The organism is Candidatus Goldiibacteriota bacterium HGW-Goldbacteria-1, from assembly GCA_002839855.1.
Classification (GTDB): Bacteria; Oederibacteriota; PGYV01; order PGYV01; family PGYV01; genus PGYV01.
Genome location: PGYV01000012.1, coordinates 53327 through 66113, shown reverse-complemented (window position 1 = coordinate 66113; position 12787 = coordinate 53327). Strand labels below are relative to the sequence as shown.

Genomic DNA, 12787 nt, shown 5'->3' with positions numbered 1-12787 from the left:
TTGAATGTGAGGTGAGTTTTGGATAAGTTAAAAGTTTGGTTAAAGAAGCATGAAATATTTATTGTGTTTACTGCTAATGTGTTGACAATAATTGCATCGATATTGGCAATTATTACTTTTTGTATGGCGTTAAAAGGAAATTTACCTTTGCGGTTAATGTCTGTTAAATATTCTGTGCAGGAAGAATTTGTTGTAAGAATATTCTACTATCAAGACGAGTTTGAAAAGATTTCTAAAAATATTCAGCGGCTACTAAGAAAGAATAACGTTTATTCTGTTATATTGCAAAAAAACAAGCAACCCTATGACAAAAGATGGATGAACACTATTCGTTATTTTCATGAAGAGGATGCTGATTTTGCAAACGATGTTTACAAACTCATCGGAGACTCGAATATATATAAAAAGACCAATTTTAAGTATTCTTTAAGGGTTATAGACTTATCTAAAGAATTTAAGACACCTGCTAAAGGTAATGGTGACCGACATTCTATAGAAATATGGATCTGTGATGAAAATGAAAACCTGACATTAATTGAAGGAAGTGAAGGTGTCAGACCTCACTAATAGCTTGTATACTTTAAGTTAAGGGTTTATTTTTGGAGGGTGGATTGGATAATTGGTCGAAGTGGGTGAAGTGGAGTGATAGAAAGACGCTTACTGGGATAAATTATCCGGGTGTTTATGCAATAGTTGTCAGCGATGATAAAATTGAAAGTATGTCTTTCAAATACACACCTGAAATTGCTTATTTTGGGATGACAAATTCTAAGGGCGGGCTAAGAAGCAGGCTAAAGCAGTTTGACAACACCATATCTGGCAAAGACGGACATGGCGGGGCAAGACGGTTCAGGAAAAAATATCCCAAATATGACAATTTAATAAAGCGGCTTTATGTTGCCATAAGGCCGTTTGAATGTGATTCAAGTTCTATTCTGCCGGAAGATTTACTTATTAAGGGAAAAGTGGCAGAATATGAATATATCTGTTTTGCTGAATATGTAAAGAAATTCGGAAAGCTTCCGGAGTTTAATGACATGAAACGGTCACCAAAAGGGTAGGTTAATAAATTGTAGGGGTGGGTTTTGAAGATTATTCTAAGCCGCAAAGGTTTTGATTCATCGTTTGGCATGGGGCCAAGCCCGATACTGCCGGATGGGACTTTGTTGTTTTTTCCTATACCGCAGGACAGAGCCCTGAATAAATTTTCTGATATCAAGCTGCCAAAAGACGTTATTAAACTCTTAAAAAACAGGCATGAAAATTATTACACCCTTATTAAAGAACTGATCCCAAAATATAACGGCGGGAAGAACTGCCATTTGGATCCTGATATTTATGGTGAAGCGTTACAACGCAAGGCGGGATGGCGCGGGGTGTTTGGGCAGAGTACAGCGCAGACACATCTTGAAAATCAGGGTGTATGGCAGGGTGATGGTAAAACGCCGGATGAAGGCGATATATTCCTGTTTTTTGGGTATTTTAGAAAGACAGAAGCTGATAAATACGGAAAATTAAGATATACCGGCGACGGTCTTCACGTGATTTATGGTTATATGGAAGTTGGGATGGTAATAGATGTAAAGACACAGCGTGATAAAATACCTGCTTTTGCGGCAGAACATCCGCACGTAAAAGAACCGGATGGCAACAGGTCTAAAAATGTTATTTATATCGCAAGGGAAAAACTGTCGTGGGATAAGAATTTAAAAGGGTGGGGATATTTTAAATATGATGAAAAGCTGCATTTACTTACAAAGCCGTCTTTATCACGTTCCAAATGGCAGCTGCCGCATTGTTTTAACAGAAATACCCCTATAAGCTGCCACACTAAAGACAGTTGGAAAAAGGGTTATTTTCAGTCCGCCCGCGGCCAGGAATTTGTTATAGAACCGAATAATGAAATTAAAACCTGGGCAAAAAAGTTGATAAAGGAAAGTGTAAACGGGTAAGGGGTTAGTGATATAATAATAAAAATTACCGTGACAGACCTTGAAAGTTGAAGGATAAGGAAGTTATCGGTGATAGAGATTGATTCGTGATTTGATAATCTTTAGGGATTAATGGGTTCAGGAAAAAAGAAATGGAATTGCGGAGGGGATTTTTAAATTTAATATAATAAAGGGGTGAAAAATGAGCGGATTGAAAGCAGTGCCGGTGGTATTGTTTTTTGTAACATTTTTTTTCAGCGGATGTGTCACACCCATGACTTATCATGAGGGAAATATTTTTGGCAGCGGGTACGGGGACATGAAGACAGGGGAAGACGAATGGCGGGTTGGAATGCACGGCGGCAACATGTACATGAGTGAAATTGGGCCTTATATCACTTACAGAGCTGCGGAAGTGGCTTACGAAAACGGATACGGGTATTTTGAAATGTTAGATCCGGGGGTGTGGGGCGCGGTTCGGATGACAGACCCGACAAAAGACAAATACTGCAGACCCTGCAATGCCACTTCGCGGGTAAAAATGTACAATAAGAAACCAAAAAATACCGTGAATGTGGTATTTAATGCGGTTGATTACCTGAATAATAATCCTGTTCCTGGGACAGAAATCATACACGGCACAAAGGAAAGAAAGGCAGAGACGGCAGAGGAATAAATAACATCGGTTTATAAATTAGGTTCTTACTCTATTTGTTGTTGTGCCGGTTAAAGTCGGTAAAATATAGCTTTATTAAGGGGTTGAGATGAAAAAAACATTACTAATGCTGTCTGCGTTAATCGCCGTAATGGTACCTGCATTGCTGTGTGCGGAGATAGTTCTTGAAAGCGAAGGAAATACAAATACGTTCTTCAGAGACGGTGAAAAAATAGCTGTACAGGTGATGTCCACTGACACGATATTCCATAATAAGATTGTATCAAGCGAAGGTGAAGAAATAAACGGGCCTGTAGCTATGTATTATAAGAACGGCGTAAAAAACGCCGATCTTAAATTTAAGGACGGCCTGCCGCATGGAGATGTGGTAATTTATCATAAGAATGGGAAACAACACGCAAATTACACTATAAGAATGAATGTTATGAACGGCAAGGCAAGGATTTACGACGAGCAGGGCAGGCTTTTCAGTATTTCAAATTATAAAAATGGTATTAATGCAGGGCTGCAGAAAGAGTTTTACCCCGAAACCGGAAAAATAAAATATAAATTTAACTGCAAAAACGGGGTAAACCATGGGCTGGCATTTGCGTATGATGTAAATGGTAAGTTTAGTTACTGCCTGATTTACAGCAATGGCAAACTTATCAACACTATAACAAAACCTTTGGCTTGGGTGTTCTGGCTCTTCAGCTAAGTGTTATTCTCTGTTCAAATCCGGAGTTTATAATGGCTGAAGATTTTCGGACATATTTTAACACTTTTTAAAGTAACCCACACCGTGCCTTGACTCATAGTAACCAGACACTGTGCCTTGACTCATGACTTTGATAGAATAAACACTAATAAAATATAACGGAATTCGTAATTGTTGGGAAATGATACTGTTTTAAAAGACAGCAGGGGATTAAGATAGCAGATAAAATTCATTATTTACATGGTTTTAAAGAAAGTGCCTTAAAATATGGCAGATTTTTGTATAATGTCTTTAGTCAAGGCACGGTGTTGGGATTTCTTTTTGGATCTAGAACCTCTTTGTTCGAACTGCTATAGTATGGCTCATCGTATTAAAGGTAAAATAGCCAGTAGTAAAGAACTTAGGCGGATTATTGAGAGGGCTAAAGAAGATCGATATTTACAAACCGATAAAAGTAATAAGTGAAGGTATTAGGACTCACTTATACTAATTATCTTTGGAGTTAAATAGAAACGATAATAAAAAAATTATGATTTTAAAAACTTATAGATACACAGTCTGAATTTGTAGTTTGTGAATTGATAATAGTATCTTTAAAAGGAAGGAAATATTAAGTATATGAATAGGCAGGTAGGTTATATGTCACAAATGAGTATCTGTAAATTTTGTGGTGAAAAAAAAGAGATGATTGATTCTCATATTATTCCTAAGTGTTTTTATCAGTTACAAAAATTAGGTAACGTGGCAGTTATTAAACCTTCTGAAAATAAAATTGATAGAAACCCAAATTTCCAAAATGGTTTTAAAGAACAGATAATGTGTGCTGAATGTGATAACGAAATTGGTAAATTGGATAGATATGCGAATAAAATATTATTTCGTGTATTGCCAGAGCAAGAACCCTTAAAAAAAGATTTAAGTACTGTATATACTTTAAAAGAACATCAATTCAGTTTTCATGAATTGCGGAGATTTTTTATATCTCTTGTCTGGCGTGTTTCTGTAAGTTCTTCTCCGTTTTCGCTAGGTAAATATGAAAAAATTGCATTGAGAATACTAAAAAAAGAAATTCCAGATAATGAAGACTTATTTTTAACAATAATTTATCGAAAAAATACCAAAACGAATTTAGATTATTTGACTGGAATTTTCCCTGGTAAATTTTTGGGTAAACTTTATTGTTGTTTTAGATTTCCTAATTATGAAATATTTGTATATACAAATACAAAAAATAGCGAAAATAGTGAAGTTATGAATTTTTATAGGAAGATGTTCAATAAAGAAATCCTAATTGTTGCGGAAATAAATTCAAATACACCGCTCGATTATCTATTGGTTAATGATATTACAAAGTGTCAGAAAATAGAGAGAAAGAGGTTTAAAAAAGAAAAAGTAAAAAGGGACGGGCCTTGAGTTGAGAAACTTTATTAATCCGACACCGTGCTTTGCCTTAAGGCTTTAATAGAAAAAACACTAAAATATAGATTTTAAGATTGAAGATTTAATCTGTTCTGGTTTATAATATGTGCGTCCGGGGTTGGGTCTACTTTGTAGCTCGTAAAAATCCTCTATGTCCCCGGGCACTAAAATTGCTTTGCAATTTTAGTGTGAAAATCGGGAATCGAAAATCGATAATCGGAAAAGAAATAATTGGTGCCGGACCTTAAAAAGAATAGAAAATAAGAAATAACCCGGGAGGGTTTTATATAATAATACTAAATAGGAAATAACAGGCGGCTCTGTTAAAATCCGGGGTCTGACTTCCAAGTTTACCCGGTTATAGAAGAGGCGGAAAGGAAGATGAAACGGAAGATATCAGGGGGAACGCTGTTTACAGTTTGCCGGAAAGCGGCATAAATCAGCGAATTGACAAACTTTACATTTTTTTGTATAATTAATACAAATGTAAAGTTTTGAAAAGGAGGTAATAATATGAATCTGCATTCGTTAGGGCGAAAAGTAAAAAGCCTGAGAAAAGTGAACGAATTGACCCAGGAAGAGCTGGCGGAAAAAGCGGGAATAACCAGGGCTGCTTTAAATGCTATTGAGAACGGACGCGCTAAACCCAGAACTTCCAATTTGTACAGGATGGCGAAAGTCTTTAATGTAAAAATTGCGGATTTTTTTGAAGTGGTGCCTGATATGGCAGAGGTAAGATTCCGCTGTAAGAAATGTAAAACCAAAAAACAAATGGATACCAGAGAAGAACTTTTAAATAAAGTAAAGATGTGGCTGAATAATTTCTGTGTGCTGGAAAAGCTGATGAAAAAGCAGCCTGAATTTGATTTTGATATTAATCAGGCAAAGTTGAAGTCGCCAAAAGAGATAGCGGCATCAGCAAGGCACAAATTAGGCTTGTCGGAAACTGAGCCGATTAATGATATTTGCGGGCTTGTGGAATCTAAAGGCATTAAATTATTCCTGTTTAATGAAAATGATGATAATCTTTCCGGGATATCGCTTATTCATAAAGGTAAATACCCGGCTATTGCTGTTAATGTAAATAATGAAATAAGTGTTGAAAGGCAGATATTTACCGTGGCGCATGAACTTGGACATATTTATATGCATCGTGAATCTTTTAATGTAAATGAGGTTTTAGAGATAGAAAAACAGGAAGCGGAAGCTGACCGGTTTGGAAGTTATTTTCTGATGCCGGAGAAAGCATTTATTGCAAAATTGCAGGAAAATAAAGGCCTGCATTGGGTTCATAGCGTCCTTGATATAAAAAGATACTTTAAAGTAAGTTATAAGACTGTTTTAAGAAGGCTAATTGACATGAGATTAACTGATTCAAATGCATATAGAGTTTTTGCTGTGCAATATAAGGCGATTTATGGGCATGATTTAAAAAATCATTATGAACCTCATAAACTTGACAGGGTAGACTTCATGGAAGTCCGCCTTATCGGCCTTGTGCGCGATGCTATTGAAAAGGAGATAATTACCGTCAGCAGGGCTGCGGAAATTCTTGGCATCAGTTTACAGGACATGAGAGAACGCGGAAAATACTGGAGCCCGCCTGATGGCGAAGAAAAAAACATTAGTCAGTGACACCAGCGTTTTAATAGATATTTTAAGTGCAGATAAAAGTATCCTTAAGCATGCCGCGGAATTTTATGATATTTATCTGCCGTACTCAATATTACAGGAAATTAAGCAGTTAGATGAAAAGGCTGCCATGGCGTTGGGGTTTAAGATGTATGATGAGGACCCGGAATTGATAGAACAGGCTAAGATGCAGGAGTCCGGGTTAACGGAAGTGGATTATATTTGTATGGAAGTATCACGGACTGAAGGGTATATCTGCCTTACGAATGATAATGGGCTGAAAAATGCCTGTGAAAAACATGGTGTAACTGTAATGCGCGGATTCAGGCTGATTTTGAATCTGGTAGAGGCAGGGTTAGTTCCAAAGGCAAGGGCAAGAGAAGCCGGGAAAAAGATTAAAGAGGAAAATAGCTATATCAAGGCGGAAACGTACAAAAGATTCCTGGATGAAATTGAAAAAAATTAAACCGGTAAAGATGTATAATAAGTGCAAACATAAATTCCGACACCGTGGCTTGACTTAAGACTTTAATAAAATAAACACTAAGGGAAATAATTGGTGCCGGAACTTGAAAGTAGAAAGTAAACAATTTGAAATTGAGGGTGTTTGAAAAAAATATATGTCTTAACAGCTGTCATTTTTGCGGTTTTTCTTATGCGCGGATGTAAGACGGCTGTTTCGCCTGCGGTTCCGGGGGCTACAAACACAGCCGCTGCAACGCAGACGCCAAATGAAACGCAGACAATAGAGGCTTTGGCCGGGTGGTTGAATGACGCCAGCGCGTCTAAGACGGCGATTGCGGCTTTATCTGCAACTGTAACACCCACAATAAGTGTTCAGTATATTAAAACATTGGGAAGTATCGGCGATACGGATGGGAATTTTTTTATGCCTTGTGGTGCGGCATTAGACAGCAGCACGGGACGGGTATATGTTGCGGATTCCGAAAATAACAGAATTCAGGTATTTGACAGTCAAGGCGTGTTTGTTACAAAATGGGGCGGTTATGGAACTGAAAACGGGCAGTTTAAATATCCTACCGGTGTTGAAGTAGACAGCAGCACTGGACGGGTTTATGTTGTTGATTCCTTGAATGACAGAATTCAGGTGTTTGATATTAATGGCACATTTATTACAAAGTGGGGGAGCAATGGAACTGCATTTGGGCAGTTTAATTCTCCTCATAGCGCGGCGGTAGACAGCAATACAGGCAAAGTATTTGTTATGGATACAAGTAATCACAGAATGCAGGTCTTTGACAGTAATGGCACATTTATTACAAAATGGGGGTACAATGGAAGTGAAGACGGGCAGTTTAATTATCCTGCCGGCGTGGCTGTTGATGGCAGCACGGGACGGGTATATGTTGCGGATTCCGAAAATAACAGAATTCAGGTGTTTGATACTTACGGCACGTTTATTACAAAATGGGGAAGTTTAGGCACCGCTGACGGGCAATTTGATACTCTTTATGGCATAACAGTTGACAGTGTTACAGGCAGGGTTTATGTTGCGGATTCCGAGAATAACAGAATTCAGGTGTTTGACAGTAATGGCACATTTATCACAAAATGGGCAAATATCGGATTTACACCTGAGCAGTTTGATTTTCCTGCTGATGTTGTAGTGGAAAGCAGCACCGGTAAAGTGTTTGTTGTGGTCATGTTCAGTCATAGAATTCAATTTTTTAAAGTTTATAATTGAAAAAAATTACCATGCCGGGCCTTGAAAGCGGAAAGTAAACTTTATTATCTTCGGCAAAAATAAACAGATAATTTCAGGAGTGTGAATGAAAAAAACATATATTTTTATGGCGGTTATTTTAACGGTTGTTTTTATATATGGGTGCAAATCAACTGTGCCGCCAACCTTTCCCGCGGCTGCAAAGCCGATTGCAACGCAGACGCCAAACGCAACGCAGACAATAGAGGCATTCACCAATTGGATGGGTGGTATTAATGCGACAAAGACGGCAATCACCCTCTTTTATGCAACAGAAACACCCACTATAAGCGTTCAATTTGTTAAAGAATGGGGAGATTACGGAAGTTCTGACGGACAGGTATCTGAACCTTTTGGCGTGGCAGTAGACAGCGTTACGGGCAGAGTATATGTTGCTAACAGAGGCATTGAAAGAATTTTGGTGTTTGACAATAACGGCACATTTATTAAAAGATGGGGAAGTCTTGGAAATCTGGACGGAGAGTTTTATGGTCCTACCGGTATAGCGATAGACAGTATTACAGACAGAGTATATGTTGTGGATTCCGGTAATAACAGAATACAGGTGTTTGATACTAATGGCACATTTATTACAAAATGGGGAGATATTGGAACCGAAGACGGGTATTTTGACTCTCCTTATGGCGTGGCTGTTGATGGCAGCACGGGACGGGTATATGTTGCGGATTCTTTTAATAGCAGAATTCAGGTGTTTGACAGTAATGGTACATTCATTACAAAATGGGGAAGCCGTGGAAGCGCTGACGGGCAGTTTGTATTTCCTTTTGGTGTGGCAGTAGACAATAGCGCGGACAGAGTATATGTTGTAGATACCGCAAACGATAGAGTACAGGTGTTTGACAGAAATGGCATATTTATTACTAAATGGGGAAGCATGGGAAGCGGAAACGGGCAGTTTCAATCTCCGTTAGGTATTACAGCAGACAGCATTACAGGCAAAGTATATGTTTCGGACACTGCTAATGACAGAATTCAGGTGTTTGACAGTAATGGCACATTTATCACAAAATGGGATGATGCCGGAAGTACAGTTGCGTCGTTGGTTTCGCCCTATGGCATGGCGATAAACAGCACTACAGGAATAGTATATGTTGCAGAATATACAGTGAGCAGAATGATGATGTATAAGGTTTATAATTGACGGTTTATTAAACGCCGCGCGGCAGATTTATTTGCCGTAACGGCGCGTGACAGTAATTATCAGGAGAGTTTATGAAAAAAATATTTTTTTTGACAGCTGTTATTTTAACTTTTAATATTATGCCCGGATGCAAGACGGCTGTCTCGCCTACGGTTCCGGCTTCTACAAGCACTGCTATTGCAACGCTGACGCCAAATGCAACGCTGACAATAGAGGCGATTGCCAATGATCTGGATAAAATTAATGCAACAAACACGGCAATTGCCGTTTTATCCGCAACTGCCACGCCAACGATGAGCGTTCAGTTTATTAAAAATTGGCTGGGTGGCGGAAGCGCAGATGGAGATTTTTCTATGCCTCATGGTGTATCGGTGGACAGTGTTACAGAAAGGGTATATGTTGCAGATACTTATAATAACAGAATTCAGGTGTTTGACAGCAACGGAGTATTTATTACAAAATTTGGTAGTGATGGAAGCGCCGATGGGCAGTTTAAGTATCCTCATGGTGTGTCGGTAGACGGTATTACCGGCAGGGTATATGTTGCGGATACCAATAACAACAGAATTCAGGTATTTGACACTAACGGCGTATTTATCACAAAATGGGGCAGTTATGGAATTAATGACGGACAGTTTAGTTATATTTGCGGCGTGACAGTGGACAGCAGTACCGGAATAGTATATGCAGCAGATGTTAATAATCAAAGAATTCAGGTGTTTGACAGTAACGGTTTATTTATCCGGAATATAGGGGGAGTGGGAAGTGATGATGTGGATTTAAATAACCCCAACTGTGTCGCGGTGGACAGCAGCACCGGAAGAATATATGTTGTTGATTACGGCCAAAACAGGATACAGGTGTTTGACAGTAATGGTAACTTTATTACAAAATGGGGCAGTTATGGAACCACAGACGGGAGGTTTCATTATCCATGGGGTATTGCATTTGACAGCAGCACCGGCAGAGTATATGTTTCGGACACTAATAATGACAGAGTTCAGGTGTTTGACAGCAATGGTACATTTATCACAAAATGGAATAATGCCGGAAGCGCAGATGAACTGTTGAATGTGCCCCGCGGCATAGCGATAAACAGCAGAACGGGAAGTGCATATATTGCACATAACTTTAGTGACATGATGCTGGTGTTTAAGATTTATAATTGAAAAGAATTAATAAATAATTGGTGCCGGACCTTGAAAGTAGAAAGTAAAAAGGAATAAGTTAACTAGTCAGACTATAGATTTTAAGATTGAAGATATAATCTTTTGTGGTTTATAATATGTGCGTCCGGGGTTGGGTCTACTTTGTAGCTCGTAAAAATCCTCTATGTCCCCGGACATTAAAATTGCTTCGCGATTTTAATGTGAGAATCGGGAATCGAAAATAGATAATCGGAAAAGAAGAGTATCTTGACACAGAATAATTGGTGCCGGACCTTGAAAGTGGAAAGTAAACAGCTTAAGACTTATCTTTAACAAGGAAAAACAGATAATTTTAGGAGGGTGTTATGAAAAAGAATAATATGCTGATTGTAACAATGATTTCACTTTCTATATTGTTTATAACGTCATTTTTTTCAGCGTGTTCCAAAGATGTTTCATCCGGACCCGATCCGGTCTATACCGCAACTCCTGTGCCTACTGCCGTAAACAGCAGGCTTTGCAGCGTTACGGCATACACTCCCGCCGGAGTCCTTTTGGGCTCGGAAGTTTACTACTATAATTTATCACAGCAGCTGGTAAGCCATGACGTTAAATATGCAAATGGTACTTCTGCCAATACATATGAGTATCTTTATGATGTAAATGGAAGGATTTATAAAATCAACTACTTCTCCGGCGGAAACCTGACCAAAATTGCCGAGTTTACCTACAACACAGCCGGGAAGCTTATTCATACTGATCAATATAAATATGATGGTGCGGTTTCAAGCCTTTTTTATGAAATGGATTTCACATATAATTCTGAAGGTAAGATAGCAACAAGAAGAGTGGCTGATGACGGTGACCGCATGATTTTTAACACGGTTTTTGTCGGGAACACCCATGGACAATATACAAGGCAGGATTTTTATGACTCTTCTAATGTTTTTTTTATGAGAATTGAGCAGGATTTTGACCACAATAACGTAATGAGAGTCAGGCGGCAGTATAACAGTGTTTTAACTGTTCAGAATTCAGTGACAATAACCGCCAGTGATGAAGCAAAGAAGACGGATATTTATGTATTAAACGGATTAAATACACTTCAGCAGCATGGGGTTTATCTCTATGAAGACGGAGTTCCAAATATAGATGAAAACGCTGCTGATATGTATGAGCAGGTATATTGCTATTTCATTGTTTTGTAACCTTGTCGAAACCGCCCGGCAATGTGACTTGATTTAAAAAGAAAGAATTATCGTGCCGGAGGGTGTTTGAAAAAAATATATGTCTTAACAGCTGTCATTTTTGCGGTTTTTCTTATGCGCGGATGTAAGACGGCTGTGTCGCCTGCGGTTCCGGGGGCTACAAACACAGCCGCTGCAACTCTGACGCCGAACGCAACGCAGACAATAGAGGCTATTACCAATGGCCTTAATGATATCAACGCGACAAACACGGCAGTTGCCGTCTTATCCGCGACCGCGACACCCACGGCAAATGTTCAGTTTGTTAAACAGTGGGGCGGTACGGGATCCGCGGACGGGCAGTTTGGGAACCCGTGGGGCATTGCGGTTGACGCCGTTAATAAAAGGATTTATGTTGCGGATTCATATAATGACAGAATACAGGTGTTTGACAGTAACGGGGTGTTTATTACAAAGTGGGGCAGCTTAGGCACCGCTGACGGGCAGTTTGATACCCCTTGTGGCGTGGCAGTTGACAGCGCCACAGGCAGGGTATATGTTTCGGATTCCTATAATAGAAGGGTTCAGGTTTTTGACAGTAACGGTACGTTTATTATGAAATGGGGAAGTTATGGAACCGCGGAAGGGAATTTTATTGGCCTTTGGGGTATTTCGGTAAACAGCGGTACAGGAAGGGTATATACCGCGGAAGACGGCAATGAAAGAATTCAGGTGTTTGAAACTAATGGCAGGTATGTTATAGGCGATGGTGTTATTGTCAGCCCGGATGGGCATTTTGTTCTTCCCCGGGGTGTGGCAGTTGACGGTATTAACGGTTTGGTATATGTCGCGGAAACTAATTTTAACAGAATTCAGGTGTTTGACATTAACGGCGTATATAAAACAAAATGGGGCAGTGCCGGAAGCGAAAACGGGCAGTTTAATATAATTTTTGGAATCGCGGCAGACAGCGGTAAAAAAAGGGTATTTGCCGCAGATACTTATAATAACAGAATTCAGGTGTTTGATGAAAACGGTACTTTTGTTACAAAGTGGGGCGTTTTTGGAACCGGAAACGGGCAGTTTAATGAACCCGGCGGTATTGCGGTAGACAGCACCGGGGGCCTGATATATGTTGCTGATACCGGTAATAACAGAATTCAGGTGTTTAAAATTTATAATTGAACAGTCTTATAATTCAGCGCGTCATAA

Annotated in this window: 13 protein-coding genes; all 13 read left to right on the top strand. The window is 39.1% G+C overall.

Annotated elements, in window-relative coordinates; all coding sequences use genetic code 11:
- Positions 1 to 18 precede the first annotated feature (18 nt).
- The 13 genes from CVV21_11460 (at position 19) to CVV21_11400 (ending at position 12760) form a co-directional block, all read left to right on the top strand.
- Complete coding sequence (locus CVV21_11460) at positions 19 to 567, top strand: hypothetical protein (protein ID PKL90763.1); 549 nt, start codon at positions 19 to 21, stop codon at positions 565 to 567.
- 44 nt (positions 568 to 611) lie between these two features.
- The gene (locus tag CVV21_11455; GenBank protein ID PKL90762.1) at positions 612 to 1061 is read left to right on the top strand and encodes a hypothetical protein; all 450 of its coding nucleotides are present in this window, start codon (positions 612 to 614) and stop codon (positions 1059 to 1061) included.
- A 24-nt stretch (positions 1062 to 1085) separates the two neighbouring features.
- On the top strand, positions 1086 to 1952 hold the full coding sequence (locus tag CVV21_11450) for a hypothetical protein (protein PKL90761.1): 867 nt from the start codon (positions 1086 to 1088) through the stop codon (positions 1950 to 1952).
- A 181-nt stretch (positions 1953 to 2133) separates the two neighbouring features.
- A complete protein-coding gene (locus CVV21_11445) occupies positions 2134 to 2607 on the top strand; it encodes a hypothetical protein (GenBank protein ID PKL90760.1) in 474 nt (157 codons plus the stop codon).
- A gap of 88 nt (positions 2608 to 2695) precedes the next feature.
- Positions 2696 to 3304 (top strand): hypothetical protein, encoded by a 609-nt coding sequence (locus CVV21_11440; protein PKL90759.1) that lies wholly within the window; start codon positions 2696 to 2698, stop codon positions 3302 to 3304.
- A gap of 639 nt (positions 3305 to 3943) precedes the next feature.
- Positions 3944 to 4717 (top strand): hypothetical protein, encoded by a 774-nt coding sequence (locus CVV21_11435; GenBank protein PKL90758.1) that lies wholly within the window; start codon positions 3944 to 3946, stop codon positions 4715 to 4717.
- A gap of 519 nt (positions 4718 to 5236) precedes the next feature.
- Positions 5237 to 6358 carry a DNA-binding protein gene (locus CVV21_11430; protein ID PKL90757.1) on the top strand — a complete coding sequence of 374 codons (1122 nt, stop codon included), beginning with the start codon at positions 5237 to 5239 and terminating at the stop codon, positions 6356 to 6358.
- Positions 6330 to 6821 (top strand): hypothetical protein, encoded by a 492-nt coding sequence (locus tag CVV21_11425; GenBank protein ID PKL90756.1) that lies wholly within the window; start codon positions 6330 to 6332, stop codon positions 6819 to 6821. Before CVV21_11430 ends, CVV21_11425 begins: the two co-directional genes overlap by 29 nt.
- A 141-nt stretch (positions 6822 to 6962) precedes the next feature.
- A complete protein-coding gene (locus CVV21_11420) occupies positions 6963 to 8060 on the top strand; it encodes a 6-bladed beta-propeller (protein PKL90755.1) in 1098 nt (365 codons plus the stop codon).
- An 85-nt stretch (positions 8061 to 8145) separates the two neighbouring features.
- A complete protein-coding gene (locus CVV21_11415) occupies positions 8146 to 9240 on the top strand; it encodes a 6-bladed beta-propeller (GenBank protein PKL90754.1) in 1095 nt (364 codons plus the stop codon).
- Positions 9241 to 9311: 71 nt separating this feature from the next.
- Positions 9312 to 10409 carry a 6-bladed beta-propeller gene (locus tag CVV21_11410; protein ID PKL90753.1) on the top strand — a complete coding sequence of 366 codons (1098 nt, stop codon included), beginning with the start codon at positions 9312 to 9314 and terminating at the stop codon, positions 10407 to 10409.
- A gap of 344 nt (positions 10410 to 10753) precedes the next feature.
- Complete coding sequence (locus tag CVV21_11405) at positions 10754 to 11596, top strand: hypothetical protein (protein PKL90752.1); 843 nt, start codon at positions 10754 to 10756, stop codon at positions 11594 to 11596.
- A 66-nt stretch (positions 11597 to 11662) separates the two neighbouring features.
- A complete protein-coding gene (locus CVV21_11400) occupies positions 11663 to 12760 on the top strand; it encodes a 6-bladed beta-propeller (GenBank protein ID PKL90751.1) in 1098 nt (365 codons plus the stop codon).
- Positions 12761 to 12787: the final 27 nt, after the last annotated feature.